The sequence below is a fragment of the Winslowiella toletana genome (assembly GCF_017875465.1).
In the GTDB taxonomy this organism is placed as follows: domain Bacteria; phylum Pseudomonadota; class Gammaproteobacteria; order Enterobacterales; family Enterobacteriaceae; genus Erwinia; species Erwinia toletana.
Window position 1 is genome coordinate 624,238 of sequence record NZ_JAGGMQ010000001.1, and the last position, 19,392, is coordinate 643,629.

The window sequence follows — 19,392 nt, forward strand, 5'->3', positions numbered from 1 at the left end:
TATGAGCAGTGCAACTCCGGCAACACCTGAACCGCTGCGTCGCAAGCGTACCGATGAAATCGTTGATGCCATCAAAGAGAGTATTATTCGCGACAATCTGTTGCCGGGCGACCGCCTGCCGCAGGAGAAAGATCTGGCGACCCGTTATGCAGCAGGCAAAGGGACGGTGCGTGAAGCGCTGAAGTCTCTGGAAGTTCAGGGGCTGATTCGTACCAAGACCGGCCCTGGCGGCGGCGCATTTATTGATTCGATGACCGAAACCCGTGCCATCAGTCTGTTGTCGAACTATCTGTTTACCCGCCAGCTGTCGATTGCCAATATCTATGCCCTGCGCAAAGCCCTCGAACCGCTGGTTGCAGTCAGTGCGATTGGCAATATTGACGCCAAAGGCTTTGAACAATTGCATCAGCTGATTGCGGTGTATGACCATGAACCGGCGGACGATGCCGAACGCTGGGAGCAGCGCATGGCGGAGCTGGATTTTCATGCCGTTGTCGCCAGCTACTCTGACAATGTGCTGCTGGCCTTTATCTGCCACTTTCTGCAACGTCTGCTCAAAGACCTGGCGGTATGCAAAGATATCTACCAGCGTCCGCAACCGGTGGATCGTAGTGTGGGTATCGACTATCAGTACCGTCTGATTGAAGCCATGCGCCGCAAAGATGCCAGCGCGGTCGAAACGATTATGACCGAACATATGCAGCATGCCGAAGATGCGATGCTTGGCCTGGAAGCAACGCTGGAGGAGCGGTTTTTAAAGTGATAGCCAGCGATGAAACACAAGGAGTGTGGCAGTAGCGGCCCAGGACGGTGAAGAAATATGTTTAATAGTTTATTATTTTAAAGCATCAGCCTCTGATTTAAGCTTAACTTCAGATGAGGCAATCGGGCTATTAAACATATTCTGAACACGCCCCCAAAAGCTGTTCAATACTCCAGCTTTGATTTCTTTATCAGAGGACCAATATGCAACAGAATGCAAAATAAAGATCAATACAAACACGGCAACCACACTCTGATAACCATTCCACACCCACAGGAACATCCTTTTCTTCAATGAGTAATGTGTTAACGGCCAGGCTTTCATTTTTGTCAGCAGTTCTTTCTGGGTTGCCGATTTTGTTTCAGCCTTACATCTGCCGAGTGCTTTTTTACAGGTTTGCTCTTTCTGCTGAAGAACATTTTTATAATGATCTTCAAGGAGATTTATCTCTTCTTTATGCTTATCGATTAATCCCTGGTCCAGACTTTCGGTGAGAGCCGTCATAACGGCTAAACCTTTCTCTCTAAATTTTTCTAATTGCCCTTGCGTAACGGATACCGCATGGAATTGTTTTAAGGCGTTTGCAATATCATCTGCGGTTTTTTTGGCGTTAATTAAATCCCGTGCAAGTTTATCTTTTTCGAGTTTATAACATGCATATGCCAGAAGCCCCTGATAATCATGGTCATTACTCACCAATTCTTTAAACACCCACTGTCTGGACTCCACGAAGCGCTCTCCCAAAAAGCATCAAGGATGAATTATTATTTCATAACTACAGAGAAAGCTTTTTCAAACATTAAATTCAGCTCCGCAGCTGAACGCTTAGCTGAACGCTGTCTGGCAAGTCGCAAAGATGAAGCACTCACATTAATAGAATCATTAATACCGGTGTTATAGTTTGCATATTTAGACGCCACAGCCAGGGCCACAGCATAAGCTCTGTCACTTGCAGTTTTAACTATTTTTCCCATTCAATATCTCCTTATCGAAGTCCAAAATTATTTATCATAATCTGGCAGTCGGTTCAAGTTGCTTAGCTTAAATTTAAATATGGATATCGAATTCATAATTTAAATTTAAATGATTAATTTTAAATTCAATAATTCTGTCGGCCGTGCCCTGGTTTGCCTTGCGCAAGATCTGGCTGGCGTATCGCGACAGCTATCTGCAACTGAATCACGGCTTTCTTACCCGTGGTTATCGCGAGTGGTTACGGCGCTTTCTGTAGCGTTCGGTTAAGGTGGAAATGCATCCGACCATGGCAGGCAACCCTGTATAAAAGCCCGCTCAAAAATCCCGGATCAATGCTATGTTATGCCCGCAACCTGATGCCAGACGGAAGCAGCAATGAACGACAAACAACAGATTCTTAATATCCTGCATAGCGCCGTGGAATCACGGGTCAGCATGACCAGAACGTTGCAGATCACCAGGGCCTGGGTCACCAAGCTGACCTCATCCCTGCTGGAAGCGGGGATTATTGAAGCGCGCGAAGTAAAAGATTCGCCGTTTGGCCGTCCGCAGCAGATGCTGGCGGTAAAAGCGGGACAATTTTACAGCCTCAATATTATGCTGCGCAGCCATGGCTTGCAGGCAACCCTCAATGATTACAATACACTGCAACCGACAGCCGCCGCCGTTGAGTATCCGCTGCATGCACCATTAAGCGCCGATCAACTGGCCGACACGGTCAATAATCTGCTTGCTGAACTCTGCGGCATGGCGGCAGTCGATGCCAGCCAGGTCAGACATATTGGGTTAGCCCTTGGCGGCGGTATCGAACAGCATTCCGGCGTGGTGAGATGGAGCCCGGTGCTGAAGGAGCAGCACTACAATCTGCGTGAGCGGCTGCGTCAGACCACCGGCATTGCCACTGCAGTGGTCAATATCGCCTGGTGCTCCTGTCATATGATCAACAAGCGCATTGATTGTCGTGACTCCTGGATCGCCCTGATGCCGGGATTCGGCAGCCTGGGATATGGTTATTGCATCAATGGTAAGCCGGGACTCGGCGATAATGGCTTCTATCCGGAAATCGTCCATCTGCCATATGCCGGTGGGCTGGAAAATGCGCTGCAATTCGATGAAACTGCCGCACAGCAGTCAGCTGAGCGCGCGGCGGCGGCGCTCTGTTTCGCCATCTGCTGTACCGCGCCAATCCACAATATAAAACGCGTCATTCTTAGCGGTGAGCTGTTTGAAGATCATGCCGACCTGATTATTCCGCTGACGGCGAAATTGCTGGCCGACAATCCCAGTGAACATATCAACACAATCCGCCTCGAATATATGCCAGCCCCGTACAACTACAGCATGTTTGGTCTGGTGCAACTCAGCTCAGACGCCATTACCGATACCCTGATTTAATTCAGTCACCTACTTTTTGTGATGCTGCTTACAAAAACGGCTTTTATTTTTTACTTTGTTTCCACTGTTAACTAATGTGTTTTTTGTTCGGTTACTGCATGTCATAAAACCAATAAATAACCATAACTAACTTATTTTTAAGGACTAAAAGTAAAATGTTAACGCCACTGCCCAATCCCATCACCAGAGCGCTGTTGCTTACCCTGCCACTGCTATGTGCCACCTTGCCCGCCACCAGCGTTGCTGCAGAGACGCTGCAGCAGATCGCTGGCAAAACCATTCCGTCGCAGACTAAGCCGCGCGTGTTTGTGCTGACCGATATTGGTAACGAGCCGGACGATCAGATGTCGCTGACCCGTTTCCTGCTATACAGCAATGAAATGACGGTCGAAGGGCTGGTAGCGACCACCTCCACCTGGCAGCGGGAAAAAGTGCATCCCGATATGATTAACCTGGTGCTGGGTCACTATGCGCAGGTGCAACCGAATCTGCTCAAACACGATAAGCACTATCCGCCTGCGGCAGATCTGAACGCGCTGGTGGCCTCCGGCCAGCCCGCCTGGGGTATGGCCGCCACCGGCAAAGGCAAACAGAGCAAAGGTTCAGATCTGCTGCTGAAATCGATTGAGCGCAGCAGCGATGCGGCTCATCCACTGTTTATCAGTCTCTGGGGCGGCGCTAACACCCTGGCGCAGGCGCTGACCGATTTATCGGCGAAATACCCGGCGGATAAAGTGCAGGCGCTAACCCGCAATCTGATTGTCTATTCGATCTCCGACCAGGATGACGCCGGTTACTGGGTGCGTCAGCACTACCCGCAGATTACATATATCGTTGATCCCTCCAGTCAGAACGGTGACGACTATGCCAGAGCGACCTGGACCGGCATCAGCGGCGATAAATATTACCGTAATGCGCCCGGCGCCGATTTCACCACCGTTTCACAAAGCTGGCTGGATAAAAATATCCGCAGCAAAGGGCCGTTAGGCAAAGGTTATCTGCAATATGCGTTTATTATGGAGGGCGATACGCCAGCCTTCCTCGGCTTAATCCGTAATGGACTGAACAGTGAAATGAACCCTGGCTGGGGCGGCTGGGGTGGGCGTTATATCGTGCGCCAGCCGCAGAATGAATCCCATCCGATCTGGAGCAGCGGTGGCGATTTCTATCCGGGCAATGCCAATGCCGCCGATACGGTGACCGGCAGTGACGGTAAATCTTACACCTCCGGTCAGGCGACGATCTGGCGCTGGCGCGAAGCGTTCCAGCACGATTTTGCCGCCAGAATGGACTGGAGCATCAAGGATTATGCCGCCGCCAACCACAATCCGCAGGTGGTGGTAAATGATAAAGCGGGTAAAGAGGTGCTCAACCTCAGCGCCACAGTCGGCGAAACCCTGACGCTAAGCGCCAGAGGTTCGCAGGATCCGGATGGTAATAAACTTAGCTATAACTGGTTCCTTTATCCGGAGGCCAGTTCAACCCAGTCGCAGCCGGTGGCGCCAGAAAAAGTGGTCGGCAAACGTGGCGAGGAGTTGTTACAGGCGCCACCAGTGTTATCACTCAGCAATAATGGCCAGCAAACAACTGAGGTAAAACTGAAAAATAGCGGTACCGGACATATAATTCTGGCGGTGACCGACGATGGTACGCCAGCGTTAACCTCTTATCGCCGCATTATTATCACCGCGCAGTAACCCTCTCAATAAGTCAGGAGAGGCGACTCTCCTGACAAATACCTCTCTCCCCGCGCGACAAAGATAATGATAAGCATTATCATAAATAACACACTTCACAGCGGGACAGATCAGATGCAGCCGGTATCAGCGCAAAGCTTAAGCACGGATTGTTGTATTGTTGGCGGAGGCCCGGCCGGACTGATGCTCGGTTATCTGTTTGCCCGCGCGGGCATCAGGGTGGTGGTGATTGAGAAACACGGCGATTTTCTGCGTGATTTTCGCGGCGATACCATTCACCCCTCGACGCTGCAAATTATGCATCAGTTAAGCTTGCTGGAAGAGTTACTGCGTCTGCCCCATCAGCGGGCGGAAAAGTTACAGGCAGAAGTCGGTGGTGAAGAGGTGACGCTGGCGGACTTCACCCGCCTGCCGGTGAAATGCCGCTTTATCGCCTTTATGCCGCAGTGGGATTTCCTTAATTTTCTCGCCCGCAAAGCGGCTGAACTGCCGACTTTCACCCTGCTGCAATCCACCGCTTTTGATGACCTGCTGTATCTGCATGGCGAAGTCTGCGGCATACGCGCCACCTCCAGCGCAGGAGAAATGACTATCCACAGCCAGCTGGTGATTGGTGCTGATGGCCGCCATTCACAGGTAAGGGAGAAAGCTGGATTACCCGGTCAGTCGTTTGGTTCGCCGCGTGACGTACTGTGGCTGAGGTTAAGCAAAGCGGACAGCGACCCGCAATGGGGAATGGGCCATAAAGGGCCGAAGCAGAATTTTATTATGATCGATCGCGGCGAGTTCTGGCAGTGTGGCTATTCGATCACCAAAGGTGATTATCCGGCGCTTCAGGCGGCGGGACTCGATGCGTTAAAACGCCAGATTGCCGGCGTCGCGCCCTTCCCGGCTGAGCGGCTGGCGGAGATCAGCAGCTGGGATCAGCTAAAACTGCTGGTGATCCGTATTGACCGCCTCGATCGCTGGATGAAACCCGGCTTGCTGTGCATCGGTGATGCGGCGCATGCGATGTCACCGATTGGCGGCGTCGGGGTTAATCTGGCGATTCAGGATGCGGTAGCCACTGCCAATTTGCTGACGCCCGCGTTGCGTAAAGGCGAGATCAGCCTGCATCAGCTGGCAAAAGTGCAGAAACGGCGTCAGTTTCCCACCCGCGCCACGCAGTTTTTACAGATAAAAATGAGCGGTAAAAAACGCAAAGACAGTCAGGGCAGTCCGCTACCAAAGCTAATCAAGCGCCTGCCGTTTCTGCCTTATGTTTTTGGCTGGATTATTGGGCTGGGCTTCCGCCGCGAAAAACCGCGTAACTTTAACTGAGCGGCGCCACGCCACTGTTACGACGATACAGGCGACGCGGGTGCCCGACTTTGCCATACAGCATCTCGACGATCAGGATGCCTTTATCGACGCAGTGTTCCAGATAGCGCCGGGTGGTGGTTTTACTCAGTCCGGTTTCCGCCGCCACATCAACAATCGAATAGCAGTGCTGATCGTTAACCGTGAAAAACTGCTCAATACGCTGCAGCGTTTTTTGCTCGATACCTTTACTGCCTGCGTCCTGGCCCGTACCCGCCGCCTGTAACTTATACAGATTATCGACGTTCTGCTGATCCACCACCTTCCAGGTGCGCTGGGTTCGGCTAAACTCGACAAAGCGCGCCAGCGAGTGTTGCAGGCGACGCCAGGAGACCGGCTTCAGAATATAGTCAAAAGCACCGCAGCGAATCGCCTGGCTACAGGTATGCATATCGCTGGCAGCGGTAATAAAGATCACTGAACACTTCAGTGATTTAATCAGCTCGCTTTCAATCAGGCTAATGCCCTTGCCATCCGGCAGATAGTTATCCAGCAACACCAGTTGCGGGCGTTTTTCCTCCAGCATGATACGCGCCTCACTTAATGTCGACGCGATGCCGCACAGTCTGAGCCAGATGTGATTTTCCACCAGATCGGCATGCAGCTGCGCCAGCTGACTTTCATCCTCAACAATCAGTACATCTATTATTTCAGGTTGCATAAATGTCATCTTCCTGGTGATGTGGTTTATTATCCGGAATAAACAGTGAAAAAACGGTGCCGCGCGGCAGGTTCTCCGCCACTTCAATCGCGCCTTCAGCCTTGCTGACATAACTGGCCACCAGATGCAGGCCCAGCCCGTGATCCCCCTGCGGTTTAGAGGTGACGCCAAACGTAAACAGATCGTCCCGCAGCGCGGGGGCAATACCGCAGCCCCGATCCGCCACTTCTATCACCAGTTCCCTTGCGCCACTGGCGATATACACTTCGACCGGCGCCCACGGTGGTTCACTTATCAATGTCGCTTCAATCGCGTTATCCAGCAGGTTGCCGATAATTGACATCAGCTCGGTTTCCGTCAGCCGTTGCGGCAGAGAACTGATGCGACAGGCGGGATCAAACGCCAGCGCCACTCCCTTCTCCTGCGCGCGGGCATATTTACCCAGCAGCAGACCACACAGCATCGGCGAACAGAAGCGGGCAGAGATAAAATCCAGTACCTCCTGCGCGCTTTCCGACTGCGCTTCAATATAGCGGATCGCTTCGTCGTAACGCCCCATATGCAGCAATCCGGCAAGGGTAGCGGTCCAGTTAAGCTGCTCATGACGCATAATGCGCAGATTGTCGGCATAGCGCTGCACCTGACTGAGCTGAATACTTAACCGGTCAATCTCATTGCGGTCGCGAAAGCTAATCACCCAGCCCTGCAGTTCATCCTCCAGCAGAATACGCACCCGGCTGGCAATCACCGTCAGCTGGTTAAACAGGCAGATCTCATCATGGGTATCTTCCGCCAGCATCTGCGTCGGGTCGAAAAATGGCACCGGTCTGATCACCTCAGCCAGCGGCTTGCCACGCAGTGTCGCCGATGGCGCGCTAATCCCCAGCAGGGATTTCGCCGCCTGGTTAATCACCGCAATACGCAGCTGATCGTCAACCGCGATCACCCCTTCATAGATCGACTCCATCAGCGCCTTCTGCTGCCGCACCAGCAGCCCAATCTCGCGCGGCTCCAGTGAGAACATCTGCTTTTTAATTCCGCGCGAAAAGAACCAGCAGAGAATAAATAACGCGCTCAGCACCACCACGATAGTCAGCAGAATATTGATCACTTTGCCGCTGGTGACATTGTCGATATGGCTGGTCAGATAGCCGACGGAAACAATGCCAATCACCGTGCCATCCTTATCCAGCACCGGCGCTTTACTGCGCAGCGAAATACCGATGCCGCCCTGCCGCACAGTCGTGGTGCTCTTCCCCTGCAACACCCCGCTGTTATCGCCGCCGACCAGCTCTTTGCCCACTCTTTCACTGTGTTGCGAATGATAAAGATGCACCGCATGGCGATCACCAATAACAATAAAACTGGCGTCGCTGTGATGGGTGATATTATTCATCAGCCGGGCGATCGCCGCGATATCGCGCGTTTTAATCGCCTGATTCAGATCGGGAATCACCGCGATCTCTTCTGCCTGAATTTTCGCCCGCACGCCCATCTCATCATAAAGCTGACGATCAATATCCAGGTAATAATAGAATCCCAGCAGGGAGAACAACAGCAGGAAAAACGCCGTCAGCCAGAGGAAAAGTTTTATCTGGAAAGAGATCTTGATGCGCATATTCAGGCCAGACGCCGAAAAACCAGCCTGTAACCCTAACACGTAACCCACTGTCTGACTGCGACTTTAGCGGAAAGTTGTGATCTTCCCCACAGTGATATCATGGACGTTACCGGCATTACTTAAGGTAATATAAATATAAAAACCGACCACAACATAACGCTCACAGTTAATTAACAATAACTATTTTACGCCAGAATAAATAACATTAATAACAACGCCATTCGCGAAAATAATAAAAACCATAAACTCCACATATTTATTGCTTTATCTGCACATTAATAAAAACCTTAAAAACCATAGAAACCTTTAAAACACCCCTTTTAATTTGCGACGCTTCACATCCCTCGCCTTTCTGAACCATTAGTCTGGACCGACATAATGACAAAAGGGGCTTATAGCATGAGCACAACTGATGATTCTTTCTCTGTACCACAAACCGAAGAGCCGATAACCCTCAAGCAGACCAGCGTGAAAGAGAAATGGTGGCATATTCTCGATACCTGGAAGGTAGGCATTATTCCGCTGCCGCTGTTTGTGCTGGCCGGTGCGCTGATTGCCATCGACTGCCTGGGTGGCAAATTACCGAGTGATATTGTGGTGATGGTCGCCACTCTCGCGTTCTTTGGTTTTGCCTGCGGTGAATTCGGTAAACGCCTGCCGATTGTTGGCAAAATGGGCGCGGCGGCGATCTGCGCCACCTTTATTCCATCGGCGCTGGTCTATTACGGCTTATTGCCGGATGTCGTCGTCGACTCCACCACTAAATTCTTTAAAAGCACCAATATCCTCTATCTGTATATCTGCTGCATTATCGTCGGCAGCATTATGAGTATGAATCGCACCACTCTGATTCAGGGTTTCCTGCGCATCTTCTTTCCGATGCTGTGCGGTGAAGTGGTCGGCATGTTTGTCGGCATGGGTGTCGGCATGGCGCTGGGTCTGGAACCCTTCCAGATCTTCTTCTTCCTGATCCTGCCGATTATGGCCGGTGGCGTCGGTGAAGGCGCCATCCCGCTGTCGATTGGTTATGCCGCATTACTGCATATCGATCAGGGCGTGGCGCTGGGCCGTATTCTGCCGATTGTGATGCTCGGCAGCCTGACCGCCATTGTGATCTCCGGCTGCCTTAACCAGCTGGGCAAACGCTATCCGCATCTGACCGGTGAAGGCGAACTGATGCCCGCCAGCGAAAAAGAGCGCAAAAACAGCACGCCACTTAACGCGGTGTTTAGCGGTAAAGCCGATGTCACCACCATCGCTTCCGGCGCGCTGCTGGCGGTACTGCTATATATGGTCGGCATGTTAGGTCACCGCATTATTGGCCTGCCCGCGCCGGTTGGCATGCTGTTTGTCGCGGTACTGATCAAGCTGTGCCACGGTGTCTCACCGCGCATGCTGGAAGGCTCGCAGGTGGTGTACAAATTCTTCCAGACCTCCGTCACCTACCCGATTCTGTTTGCAGTGGGCGTGGCGATCACCCCATGGCAGGAGCTGGTCAACGCCTTCACCCTGTCAAATCTGCTGGTAATTGTCAGCACCGTCTGCGCACTGGTCGGCACCGGTTTTCTGGTCGGTAAAAAGATCGGTATGCACCCAATCGATGTGGCGATTGTCTCCTGCTGCCAGAGCGGCCAGGGCGGCACCGGCGACGTCGCCATCCTGACTGCCGGTAACCGCATGGTGCTGATGCCATTTGCGCAAATCGCCACCCGCATCGGCGGCGCGATTAACGTTTCGGTTGCGCTGCTGGTTCTCGGCAACTTCCTTATTTAATCCTCAACCTGTCAGGCACACGCTATGAAACTTGCAAGCTATCTTCATCAGGGCATTCGTCGCTACGGCATTCCCACTGCGGAAGGGATGATCGATTTACATGTCCATCTCGGCCATCTGTTTCCGGATCTGAAAGCGCTGCTGGCCAGTAATGGCTTAGCGCTGGCGCAGGAGCTGGCGCATCTGCCGCCAGATATCCGCTTCGATGAGCTGACTTTTCTGCCGGTGATTGAGCATCCGGAAAAAATCCTTTGCGTCGGGATGAACTACGCCGAAAAACGCAAAGAGTTTGACCAGCACAACCCGGCGCCGACGCTGTTTGTACGCTTTGCCGATTCACAGACCGGCCACGCGGCGCCGGTGATTAAACCGCACTGCTCCAGCGAATTTGACTACGAAGGCGAGCTGGCGGTGATTATTGGCCGGGGCGGCGAAAATATACCACGCGCCAGCGCACTGTCGCATGTGGCCGGTTACAGCTGCTATATGGATGGCTCGGCGCGCGACTGGCAGCACAGCTGGTTTACCGCCGGTAAAAACTGGGCCAGCACCGGGGCATTTGGCCCATGGATGACCACTAGCGATGAGATCCCCGATCCGCAAACCCTGGGCATACGCACCTGGCTGAATGGCGTGATGGTGCAGCAGGACAACACCAGCAGCATGATCCATAACGTGGCGGAGCTGATTGAGTACATCAGCACCTTTACCCATCTGAGCGCGGGCGACGTGATTATTACCGGCTCACCGGGCGGCGTCGGCAAAAAACGCACGCCGCCGCTGTTTATGCATCCTGGCGACCAGATCGAAGTCGAAATCGACAAAATCGGCCATCTCAGCAATGTCATTGTCGCCGCCGTTCAGCCGCAGAACGCGCTGGCATAACTGACCGATGACCTTTTCCGGGCGCACGCCGCCCGGCGTTTTTTACCCGCAGCAGGGACAGAACTATGTTTAACCGTGATTCCATCGACTTTAGTGTTATTGACGTTGTGCGGCAGCCAGCGGCGCTGGATGACGTGCGCGCGCTGCTGGAACAGAGTCAGCTGGGCATGGATGATGATATCGAACGGTTTGTGGTGGCGCATCACGGGCAGCAGCTGGTCGGTTGCGCCGGGCTGGTGAGTAATATTATTAAATGCGTGGCGGTTCGCGCGGACCGGCGCGGCGCTAATCTCAGCGCGCGCCTGCTGAGTGAGGTGGAAAATCTGGCGCTGAGTAACGGCCATTTTCATCTGTTTCTCTATACCCGCCCCTGTAATCTGGCGCGCTTTCGCGGCTGCGGATTTTACCCGCTGGTACAGTGGGACAAGGTGGCGGTGCTGATGGAAAACTCCCCGGTCGGCATTCAGCACTATTGCCAGCGGCTGAAAGCGCAGGCGCAGCGCGGTGAGCGCATTGGCGCGGCAGTGATGAACGCCAACCCCTTTACGCTTGGGCACCGCTATCTGGCGGAACAGGCCGCCGCAGCCTGCGACTGGCTGCATCTGTTTGTGGTGCGTGAGGATGTGTCGTTTTTCCCGTTTCGCGCCCGGCTGGAGATGGTGCAGCAGGGAGTGGCCGATCTGCCAAATGTCACCGTGCATGCCGGATCCGAATACCTGATCTCGCGCGCCACCTTTCCGGGCTATTTTCTGAAAGACGCCGGGCTGGTCAGTCAGACCTGGAGCGCAATGGATCTGCTGATTTTCCGCAACCATATCGCCCCGGCGCTTGGCATTACCCATCGTTTTGTCGGTACCGAGCCTTTCTGCCCGGTCACCCATCAGTACAACCTCGATATGCAGCACTGGCTGGCAGACCGCAGTCGCTCGCCGCTGCCGCCCGTTGCGGTGGTCGAAACGCCACGCAAGCGCCATCCCTCAGGTCGGGCGATCTCCGCCTCCGAGGTTCGCGCGCTGCTTAAAACCCAGCAGTGGACGCGCATCGCCGAGATTGTGCCGCCAACCACGCTGGCGCATCTGCAACAGCACTACTGCGTGGCGGTGGCTTAACTAATTTTTATTAATCAGGACAGTAATTATGAGAATCATTCAGGAGGCACTCGCCGGTACGGTGGAATCCAGCGATCTGCTGGTGAAAATTGCACCCGCTGAGGGCGAATTTAACCTCGTTATTAACAGTGAAGTGATGAAACAGTTTGGCGATCAAATCCGCCTGGTGGTCAGCCAGACGCTGGCCGCGCTCGATATCCGCGAAGGGCTGATTCTGATCGAAGATAAAGGCGCACTGGACTGCGTTATCCGCGCACGGGTGCAAAGTGCAGTACTGCGCGCCGCGGGTGTCGATGAGATCAACTGGGAAAAACTACAATGAAAAAACTCCGCCGCAGTATGCTGTTTTTGCCCGGCGCCAATGCCGCCATGCTATCGACCGCGTTTATCTACCGTCCGGATTCCATTATGTTCGATCTGGAAGACGCGGTGTCGCTGCGCGAAAAAGACAGCGCACGCATTCTGGTGTTCCATGCGCTGCAACATCCGATGTATCAGGATATCGAAACCGTCGTCCGTATTAATCCGCTGAACACCCCGTTTGGTCTGAAAGATCTGGAAGCTGCGGTGCGCGCCGGTGTGGATGTTATCCGCCTGCCAAAAACCGATACGCCGGAAGATATCTATCAACTCGAAGCGCATATTGAGCGCATTGAGAAAGCCTGTGGCCGCACCCCCGGCTCCACGCAAATTATGGCGGCGATTGAATCGGCGACTGGCGTGATCAATGCGGTGGCGATTGCCCGCTGCTCGCCGCGTCTGATTGGTATTGCCCTCGCCGCTTTCGACTATGTGATGGATATGCAAACCGAACGTGGTGACGGCACTGAGCTGTTCTATGCGCGCTGCGCCGTGCTGCATGCGGCGCGCGCGGCCGGTATCGATGCCTTTGATGTGGTGTGGTCCGATATTAATGATGAAGCCGGTTTCCTGCGCGAGGTCGATCTGGTGCGCAAAATGGGCTTTAACGGCAAATCCCTGATCAATCCACGGCAGATCGAACTGCTGCACAACGCCTATGCGCCCACCCAGGAAGAGGTCGATTACTCACGCCGGGTGATTGCCGCCGCCGAAGAGGGAGAACGCAACGGACTGGGCGTGATCTCGCTGAATGGCAAAATGATCGACGGCCCGATTATCAATCATGCACGGGTGGTGCTGGAACGTGCATCTGCCTCCGGCGTGCGCCGCTAACGCTGCGAACCTATAACAGGAACGAGTAATGAGTAATCTGACTGAAATGCTCCATATGCAGTACCCCCAGCTGCGCGATCTGCGCCCGTTTGACTGCGCCCATAGCAGCACGCCATGGCTGGACGACGCCGCTGGCAAAAATCAGCGTAAGTTATGCGCCAGCCTTGAAGATGCTGTGGCGCGCTGCGGCCTGCGCGATGGTATGACGATCTCCTTTCATCACGCCTTCCGCGAAGGCGATCGCACCATTAATCGCGTGGTCGCCACCCTTGCGCGGCTGGGATTTAAAAATCTGACGCTGGCTTCCAGCTCGCTGATGACCTGCAACGAAGCGCTGATCGAACATATCGAGGCTGGCGTTATTACCCGCATTTACACCTCCGGTATGCGCGGCAAACTGGCTGATGCGATATCCCATGGCCTGATGGCCGAGCCGGTACAGATCCACTCCCATGGCGGCCGCGTCAAACTGCTGCAGGACGGCGAGCTGCAGATCGACGTGGCGTTTCTCGGCGTGCCGTGCAGCGACGAATTTGGCAATGCCAATGGCACTCAGGGAAAATCCTGCTGCGGCTCGCTGGGCTATGCGATGGTTGATGCGGAGTATGCCCGCCAGGTGGTGCTGCTTACCGAAGCGCTGGTGCCTTTCCCGAATATGCCCGCCAGTATTATGCAGGATCGCGTCGACTATATTGTGCAGGTGGAAGAAGTGGGCGACCCGGCGAAAATCAGCGTCGGCGCCGCCCGCGTGACCAGTAATACGCGCGAACTGATGATTGCACGCAGCGCCGCTGAGGTGATCGAACACTCGGGCTATTTTCGTCAGGGTTTCTCAATGCAGACCGGCTCCGGCGCGTCCGCTACCGCCTGCACCCGCTTTATGGAAGAGAAGATGGAGCGCCAGCAGATTGTCGCCCGTTTTGCGCTGGGCGGCATCACCGGCAGCCTGGTGGATTTACACGAAAAAGGGCTGATTGAGACGCTGCTGGATACCCAGTGCTTTGACGGTCAGGCCGCCGCTTCACTGGCGCGCAATCCCGGACATATTGAGATCTCAACCAACGTCTACGCCAACCCGGCGGCGAAAGCCACCAGCTGCGATCAGCTGGATGTAGTGATCCTCAGTGCGCTGGAGATCGATATCGACTTTAACGTCAATGTGATTACCGGCTCCGACGGCGTGATGCGCGGCGCTTCCGGTGGCCATTGCGATGTCGCCAGCGCCGCCAATCTGACCATTGTCGTCGCTCCACTGCTGCGCAGCCGTATTCCCACCGTGGTGAAGCGCGTCACCACCCGCGTGACGCCCGGCGAAAGCATTGATGTGCTGGTCACTGACCACGGTATCGCCGTTAATCCGGCGCGACCGGAAATTCGTCAGCGCCTGGTTGCCGCCGGACTGAAAGTGATGGATATCGACACCCTGTATCAGCGCGCCATTTCGCTGACCGGTGAACCAAAACCCATCGCCTTTACCCAGCGGATTGTCGGTGTGATCCGCTATCGTGACGGTACGGTGATCGATGTGGTGCGTCAGGTTCAGGAGGAGTCATAATGTCAACGATTACGCCCGCACATGCGGGCGTTACCCTGTCGGCACTGCTGGACGCCAAAGAGGCGCGCGCGCAGCGGCAGTCCGGCTGGTTAACCGATTACGCCCATCCGCTGGTTTCCCTGACCTTAGTCACGCCCGGCGCGGTAAAAGATAACAGTCGCTATCACCGCACCATGGGCATTGCGTTGCAGGCCTGCGATCAGCTGTTCTGGCAGCATCACTGGCGCGTTGTCGCACGTCAGGTACTGTGGCTACCGACCGGCGCTGAAGCGCTGTGGTGTATCGATCACGGCGCGCCGGAGATCAAAGCCGCCACTGTCGCACTGGAAGCGGAGCATCCCCTTGGCCGTCTGTGGGACATTGATGTGATTTGCCCGCAGCAGGGAGTGATTGGCCGCCGCTCACTCGATGAAGCCAGCCGCCGCTGCCTGATTTGCGACGGTCCGGCGCACGCCTGCGCCCGTTCGCGCCAGCATCCGCTTGAGCAGGTGGTGAACAAAGTGGAGGGGATTATCGATGCCTGGTTTACCCGTGATTAACCCGGCGCTGGCGTTAACCGATACTGCACTGCTTTCCGAACAGGCGCTGTTGCAGGAGGTGTGGCTGACGCCGAAGCCGGGGCTGGTTGATGCCAGCAATAGCGGCGCGCATCGCGATATGGATCTGCCGCTGTTTCTTGCCAGCATCGCCGCCATTGCGCCGTGGTTTGCGCAGTTTGTCACTGCCGGACAGCAGGCGGCGGAACTGCCCGCCATGCAGGCGCTGGCGCAGGTGCGGCCGGTCGGCATCGCCTGCGAACAGGCGATGTTTAGCGCCACCGCCGGCGTTAACAGCCATAAAGGCGGTATCTTCTCGCTGGGTCTGCTCTGTTTTGCCGCCGGACGGTTAACTCAGCGTGCGCTGCCGCTCAGCCAGGCCTCATTATGCGCGGAAGTGGCGGCGCTGTGTCGTGGCCTGGTAATGCGCGAATTACAGCAGTCAGGTCGTCAGGCGACGGTCGGCGAACGCCTTTATCAGCGCTACGGCCTGAGCGGCGCGCGCGGCGAAGCCCAGAGCGGGTTTGCCACCGTGCGGCGCTATGTGCTGCCTTACTGGTATCAGGAACAGGATGCCAGCCGACGCCTGCTGGCGGCGCTGTTGCGCCTGATGGCGGTGAATGCCGATACCAATCTGGTATCGCGTGGCGGCCTTGCTGGCTTGCGCTATGTGCAGCAATCCGCACGCCAGTTGCTGAACAGTGACTGGCAGATTGCCGATCTGCAGGCGATGGACCAGCAGCTGACGCTACGCAATCTCAGTCCGGGCGGCAGCGCCGATCTGCTGGCGGTCAGCATGGTGCTGGCTGCCTTTCCGGCATGATCGAGTTTCTGCTGGTTCCCGGTCTGCGTGACAGCGATGCTGGTCACTGGCAAAGCGCATGGCAGCAACAACATCCGCACTGGAAACGCATTACCCAGCGTGACTGGAGTCAGCCGGATCTGGATGGCTGGTGTGATGCGATTAGTCGCCAGCTGCCGCCACAAGGTTCGCCCGCGCTGCTGATTGGTCACAGCTTTGGCGCGCTGGCGGCGTTAAGCTGGGCGCGCCGTCATCCTGAACGCGTTGCCGGTCTGGTATTAGTGGCGCCAGCAGAGCCGCTGCGTTTTCTGGTCGGGGATCGCATTCTGCCGCAGCCGTTGCCCTGCCCCAGCCTGCTGTTCGCCAGCCATAACGATCCGCTGCTGCCGTATGCCCGCGCCGGTTTCTGGGCCGCGGCCTGGGGCAGTACGCTGCTGGATATTGGTGAAGCGGGACATATTAACAGCGAAGCTGGTTTTGGCCCGTGGCAGTGGGGACTGGCGCAGGTTATTGATTTTGCCGCCACGCTTTGCCCACGGACGTTGGACTGATCGCTGTCGCTCTGTTATAGATCACAGCATGCAGCAGGGAACCGATAAATAAGGCTGGCAATGACGTCTTTCGAAAAAACCGTGGTGGTGGCATTCAGTCAGCAGCAGATGTATCAGCTGATCGCCGATGTGGCCGCCTACCCCGACTTTCTGCCGTGGTGCCACCGCGTCGAGATCCTCGACAGCGGTGAAAACACCAAACGGGTACGCATTGGTCTGCAACACAAACCGCCGTTGCAACTGAGTCTCACCACCCTTGCGACCTTTGACCCCGATAACGCACTGCATCTGAAGCTGAGCGAAGGCTCGTTTCTCTCCGCCTTTGAAGGTGAATGGCGCTTTACGGCGCTGTCGGAGCAGCAATGCAGCATCACCTTCACCGTCGGCTATCGCTTTGCTAATCCGTTGCTGAAGCTGGCGCTGGCGCCGTTTTTCAGTATGGTGGTGCGCATGCTGCCGGGGCTGTTTATTCGCCGTGCGCAGGATATTTATCCACAGCCGCCTCACCAGTGACGTTGCGCCACCGCTTCCGGTAAAGGACTCTGCGTTAATAACTGAAACGCCGCCTCAACCTCTGCCGGAATATCCACGTGGGCAATAAAGTTTTTTCCCTGCGGACCATAGCCACAGGCATCATCCCTTAAGCGTGGGATTTCCCCCAGCAGCAGTGACAGAAAGCGATCCAGCGACCAGATGCCTGCGCCAGGTTTGCCGCTGAACTGTGCACCGCCATAATTCAGCTCAAGCTGCGGCACCAGCACCGGCCAGTTTAAAAAGGTTGCCGTCAGCCCGGCCTGCTGCCAGTGATGGCTAAAGGTGGCAAATGTGCGCCGCTGCATCAGTGGATCCTGCACCAGCACGATACGCTGCGCGTTAATCGCTTTCTCCGTCAGCAGCTGACAGCTAAAAGCAGCGTTCTGTCCGCAGTTGGTCGAAGCTTCTTCGCTTAAAATCCTCTCCGCCGGAATATCAAAGCACTCCAGCGCAATAGCACGCAACATCGCCGCTTCTGATAATCCATTAGTGTGCAGATGCTGATAACGCGGATGCGCCGCCATCGCTTCGGCGAGAAAAACCGTCGAATGACCGATACCGCCGCTCAGCAACAGCGGCAGCTGATATTCGCGCGCAAGGGTGAAAGCCCCTTCGATATTCGGTAATACCGCATGCCCCGCCAGCACCAGCAGATCAGCCTGTAGCGTCGCGCGCTGTGGTGTTACATCATCCAGCGCCAGCCAGCGGGCAAGGGTATTAACCGCTGCGCATTGCGCCGGATCCATTGCTGTCTGCGACATTTCAGTTTCCTTAAGCAACATCATAGTGATAGCTATCATCAGATATCTGACCTGTGCTGTAAAACCCTGCGCGACCATTTTCAGACTACGTGCATTATTTGCTACACTCGCGCCAACATATTCAGGAGATAGCCATGACATCCCGTTCGGTGACCCTTGAAGACGTGGCGAAACTGGCCGGCGTCTCCTATCAGACCGTCTCACGCGTGCTGAATCATTCGGCCAAGGTTTCCGCCGCCACACGCGAAAAAGTCAGTGCGGCGATGCTGCAACTTAACTATGTGCCTAACCGCGTCGCCCAGCAGCTGGCAGGCAAAGCCACCCGCTCCATCGGGCTGGCCACCACCGATCTGATGCTGCTGGCCCCGGCGCAAATTGCTTCAGCGATTCAGCATCGCGCCGCCGCTCTCGGTTATCAGCTGGTGATTGCGATGGCCGACCTGCCCGGCTTCCCCTCCGCGCAGGCGGCAGTAAATGATTTACTGGCGCAGCGCGTCGACGGATTGCTGCTGAATCTGCCGTTGCAGAATGATGAAGCGCTGGCGCTGGATAAACTGACGGGTCAGCTGCCCTGTCTGTTTATGGATGTCGCCAGTGACGCCACGGTTAATCGCTGCCAGTTCAGCGCCAGCGAAGGCGCGCGCCAGGGTGTGGAACATCTGTATGCCCTGGGCCACCGCCAGATTGCGCTGATTAATGGTCCGCTCACCTCGGTTTCCGCAATGCAGCGTTTTCAGGCGTGGCAACGTGCGCTGGCCGGATATCAGCTGGCGCCCCATTCGGTGCATCAGGGAGACTGGAGCGCGCAGTCGGGCTATCAGGCGGTCAGATCGCTGCTGCCGGATAATCTGCCAACGGCGCTGCTGGTCGCTAACGATCAGATGGCGCTGGGTGCGATGCGCGCCCTGCACCAGCATGGTATCCGCATCCCGCAACAAATCTCAGTGGTTGGCTATGACGATACGGCGGAAAGCGCCTGGTATCAGCCACCGCTGACCACCATTCGTCAGGATATTCGTTTACTGGGTCAGCAGAGTGTTGATTGCCTGGTAGCGGCGATGCAGAGTCAACAGGGAGAGCAGCTTGCGCCATTAGCCACCGAACTGGTGGTGCGCGAAACCACGGCCAGCGTGGATCAGGGAGCGGATATTCGCGAGGTCGCCGACCAGTTAGCATCACTGGCGCAGCAATTAAGGCGGTTGAAGATTAAACCGTAGGGGC

The 19,392-nt window shown here is 55.3% G+C and carries 20 protein-coding genes; 15 read left to right on the forward strand and 5 right to left on the reverse strand.

Translation table 11 applies throughout. The features are described from left to right. The first annotated feature begins 1 nt into the window (after position 1). Complete coding sequence (locus tag J2125_RS03055) at positions 2 to 763, forward strand: FadR/GntR family transcriptional regulator (protein ID WP_017800170.1); 762 nt, start codon at positions 2 to 4, stop codon at positions 761 to 763. A gap of 72 nt (positions 764 to 835) precedes the next feature. Here J2125_RS03055 and J2125_RS03060 read toward each other — a convergent pair whose 3' ends face one another. Both J2125_RS03060 and J2125_RS03065 read right to left on the reverse strand, forming a co-directional pair. Then, a complete protein-coding gene (locus J2125_RS03060) occupies positions 836 to 1,474 on the reverse strand; it encodes a hypothetical protein (protein ID WP_017800171.1) in 639 nt (212 codons plus the stop codon). A 53-nt stretch (positions 1,475 to 1,527) separates the two neighbouring features. After that, on the reverse strand, positions 1,528 to 1,737 hold the full coding sequence (locus J2125_RS03065) for a hypothetical protein (protein ID WP_017800172.1): 210 nt from the start codon (positions 1,735 to 1,737) through the stop codon (positions 1,528 to 1,530). A gap of 376 nt (positions 1,738 to 2,113) precedes the next feature. Between J2125_RS03065 and J2125_RS03070 the strand changes: the two genes are divergently transcribed. The 3 genes from J2125_RS03070 (at position 2,114) to J2125_RS03080 (ending at position 6,150) form a co-directional block, all read left to right on the forward strand. Beyond that, entirely contained in the window at positions 2,114 to 3,133 is a 1,020-nt protein-coding gene (locus J2125_RS03070; protein ID WP_017800175.1) for an ROK family protein, read from the forward strand. 155 nt (positions 3,134 to 3,288) lie between these two features. Further along, positions 3,289 to 4,830 (forward strand): nucleoside hydrolase-like domain-containing protein, encoded by a 1,542-nt coding sequence (locus J2125_RS03075; RefSeq protein WP_017800176.1) that lies wholly within the window; start codon positions 3,289 to 3,291, stop codon positions 4,828 to 4,830. 114 nt (positions 4,831 to 4,944) lie between these two features. After that, on the forward strand, positions 4,945 to 6,150 hold the full coding sequence (locus J2125_RS03080) for an FAD-dependent oxidoreductase (RefSeq protein ID WP_017800177.1): 1,206 nt from the start codon (positions 4,945 to 4,947) through the stop codon (positions 6,148 to 6,150). Here J2125_RS03080 and J2125_RS03085 read toward each other — a convergent pair. Both J2125_RS03085 and J2125_RS03090 read right to left on the reverse strand, forming a co-directional pair. Continuing rightward, positions 6,143 to 6,850, reverse strand: coding sequence for a response regulator (locus J2125_RS03085; RefSeq protein WP_017800178.1), 708 nt, complete (start codon positions 6,848 to 6,850; stop codon positions 6,143 to 6,145). The two genes, J2125_RS03080 and J2125_RS03085, sit on opposite strands and share 8 nt — an antisense overlap. Next, positions 6,840 to 8,468, reverse strand: coding sequence for an ATP-binding protein (locus tag J2125_RS03090; RefSeq protein WP_017800179.1), 1,629 nt, complete (start codon positions 8,466 to 8,468; stop codon positions 6,840 to 6,842). Before J2125_RS03090 ends, J2125_RS03085 begins: the two co-directional genes overlap by 11 nt. Positions 8,469 to 8,870: 402 nt before the next feature. Between J2125_RS03090 and J2125_RS03095 the strand changes: the two genes are divergently transcribed. The 10 genes from J2125_RS03095 to J2125_RS03140 all read left to right on the forward strand — a co-directional run bounded on the left by J2125_RS03095 (position 8,871) and on the right by J2125_RS03140 (position 17,389). Beyond that, entirely contained in the window at positions 8,871 to 10,244 is a 1,374-nt protein-coding gene (locus J2125_RS03095; protein WP_017800180.1) for a 2-hydroxycarboxylate transporter family protein, read from the forward strand. A gap of 24 nt (positions 10,245 to 10,268) precedes the next feature. Then, a complete protein-coding gene (locus tag J2125_RS03100) occupies positions 10,269 to 11,129 on the forward strand; it encodes a fumarylacetoacetate hydrolase family protein (RefSeq protein WP_017800181.1) in 861 nt (286 codons plus the stop codon). 65 nt (positions 11,130 to 11,194) lie between these two features. Next, positions 11,195 to 12,238 carry a [citrate (pro-3S)-lyase] ligase gene (gene citC / locus J2125_RS03105; RefSeq protein WP_017800182.1) on the forward strand — a complete coding sequence of 348 codons (1,044 nt, stop codon included), beginning with the start codon at positions 11,195 to 11,197 and terminating at the stop codon, positions 12,236 to 12,238. 28 nt (positions 12,239 to 12,266) lie between these two features. Beyond that, entirely contained in the window at positions 12,267 to 12,560 is a 294-nt protein-coding gene (gene citD, locus J2125_RS03110) for a citrate lyase acyl carrier protein (RefSeq protein WP_017800183.1), read from the forward strand. Continuing rightward, on the forward strand, positions 12,557 to 13,432 hold the full coding sequence (gene citE / locus J2125_RS03115; protein ID WP_017800184.1) for a citrate (pro-3S)-lyase subunit beta: 876 nt from the start codon (positions 12,557 to 12,559) through the stop codon (positions 13,430 to 13,432). Before citD ends, citE begins: the two co-directional genes overlap by 4 nt. A 28-nt stretch (positions 13,433 to 13,460) precedes the next feature. Further along, on the forward strand, positions 13,461 to 14,987 hold the full coding sequence (gene citF / locus J2125_RS03120) for a citrate lyase subunit alpha (RefSeq protein ID WP_017800185.1): 1,527 nt from the start codon (positions 13,461 to 13,463) through the stop codon (positions 14,985 to 14,987). Next, positions 14,987 to 15,526: a citrate lyase holo-[acyl-carrier protein] synthase gene (gene citX / locus J2125_RS03125; protein WP_017800186.1), complete on the forward strand. Its 540-nt coding sequence runs from the start codon at positions 14,987 to 14,989 to the stop codon at positions 15,524 to 15,526. Before citF ends, citX begins: the two co-directional genes overlap by 1 nt. Continuing rightward, positions 15,504 to 16,346, forward strand: coding sequence for a triphosphoribosyl-dephospho-CoA synthase CitG (citG, locus tag J2125_RS03130; protein WP_017800187.1), 843 nt, complete (start codon positions 15,504 to 15,506; stop codon positions 16,344 to 16,346). The genes citX and citG overlap by 23 nt, the downstream gene beginning before the upstream one ends. After that, positions 16,343 to 16,876 (forward strand): RBBP9/YdeN family alpha/beta hydrolase, encoded by a 534-nt coding sequence (locus J2125_RS03135; protein WP_017800188.1) that lies wholly within the window; start codon positions 16,343 to 16,345, stop codon positions 16,874 to 16,876. The genes citG and J2125_RS03135 overlap by 4 nt, the downstream gene beginning before the upstream one ends. Positions 16,877 to 16,936: 60 nt before the next feature. Further along, a complete protein-coding gene (locus J2125_RS03140; RefSeq protein ID WP_017800189.1) occupies positions 16,937 to 17,389 on the forward strand; it encodes a type II toxin-antitoxin system RatA family toxin in 453 nt (150 codons plus the stop codon). Here the strand turns inward: J2125_RS03140 and J2125_RS03145 are convergent. Beyond that, the gene (locus J2125_RS03145) at positions 17,380 to 18,171 is read right to left on the reverse strand and encodes a YdcF family protein (protein WP_017800190.1); all 792 of its coding nucleotides are present in this window, start codon (positions 18,169 to 18,171) and stop codon (positions 17,380 to 17,382) included. The two genes, J2125_RS03140 and J2125_RS03145, sit on opposite strands and share 10 nt — an antisense overlap. A 134-nt stretch (positions 18,172 to 18,305) precedes the next feature. Between J2125_RS03145 and J2125_RS03150 the strand changes: the two genes are divergently transcribed. Continuing rightward, positions 18,306 to 19,388, forward strand: coding sequence for a LacI family DNA-binding transcriptional regulator (locus J2125_RS03150; RefSeq protein ID WP_017800191.1), 1,083 nt, complete (start codon positions 18,306 to 18,308; stop codon positions 19,386 to 19,388). The last annotated feature ends 4 nt before the right edge of the window (positions 19,389 to 19,392 follow it).

Coding starts and splice junctions, on each gene's coding strand:
- J2125_RS03055 (WP_017800170.1), top strand. CDS start 2: ATGAGCAGTGCAACTCCGGCAACACCTGAACCGCTGCGTCGCAAGCGT.
- J2125_RS03065 (WP_017800172.1), bottom strand. CDS start 1,737: ATGGGAAAAATAGTTAAAACTGCAAGTGACAGAGCTTATGCTGTGGCC.
- J2125_RS03070 (WP_017800175.1), top strand. CDS start 2,114: ATGAACGACAAACAACAGATTCTTAATATCCTGCATAGCGCCGTGGAA.
- J2125_RS03075 (WP_017800176.1), top strand. CDS start 3,289: ATGTTAACGCCACTGCCCAATCCCATCACCAGAGCGCTGTTGCTTACC.
- J2125_RS03080 (WP_017800177.1), top strand. CDS start 4,945: ATGCAGCCGGTATCAGCGCAAAGCTTAAGCACGGATTGTTGTATTGTT.
- J2125_RS03085 (WP_017800178.1), bottom strand. CDS start 6,850: ATGCAACCTGAAATAATAGATGTACTGATTGTTGAGGATGAAAGTCAG.
- J2125_RS03090 (WP_017800179.1), bottom strand. CDS start 8,468: ATGCGCATCAAGATCTCTTTCCAGATAAAACTTTTCCTCTGGCTGACG.
- J2125_RS03095 (WP_017800180.1), top strand. CDS start 8,871: ATGAGCACAACTGATGATTCTTTCTCTGTACCACAAACCGAAGAGCCG.
- J2125_RS03100 (WP_017800181.1), top strand. CDS start 10,269: ATGAAACTTGCAAGCTATCTTCATCAGGGCATTCGTCGCTACGGCATT.
- citC (WP_017800182.1), top strand. CDS start 11,195: ATGTTTAACCGTGATTCCATCGACTTTAGTGTTATTGACGTTGTGCGG.
- citD (WP_017800183.1), top strand. CDS start 12,267: ATGAGAATCATTCAGGAGGCACTCGCCGGTACGGTGGAATCCAGCGAT.
- citE (WP_017800184.1), top strand. CDS start 12,557: ATGAAAAAACTCCGCCGCAGTATGCTGTTTTTGCCCGGCGCCAATGCC.
- citF (WP_017800185.1), top strand. CDS start 13,461: ATGAGTAATCTGACTGAAATGCTCCATATGCAGTACCCCCAGCTGCGC.
- citX (WP_017800186.1), top strand. CDS start 14,987: ATGTCAACGATTACGCCCGCACATGCGGGCGTTACCCTGTCGGCACTG.
- citG (WP_017800187.1), top strand. CDS start 15,504: ATGCCTGGTTTACCCGTGATTAACCCGGCGCTGGCGTTAACCGATACT.
- J2125_RS03135 (WP_017800188.1), top strand. CDS start 16,343: ATGATCGAGTTTCTGCTGGTTCCCGGTCTGCGTGACAGCGATGCTGGT.
- J2125_RS03140 (WP_017800189.1), top strand. CDS start 16,937: ATGACGTCTTTCGAAAAAACCGTGGTGGTGGCATTCAGTCAGCAGCAG.
- J2125_RS03145 (WP_017800190.1), bottom strand. CDS start 18,171: ATGTCGCAGACAGCAATGGATCCGGCGCAATGCGCAGCGGTTAATACC.
- J2125_RS03150 (WP_017800191.1), top strand. CDS start 18,306: ATGACATCCCGTTCGGTGACCCTTGAAGACGTGGCGAAACTGGCCGGC.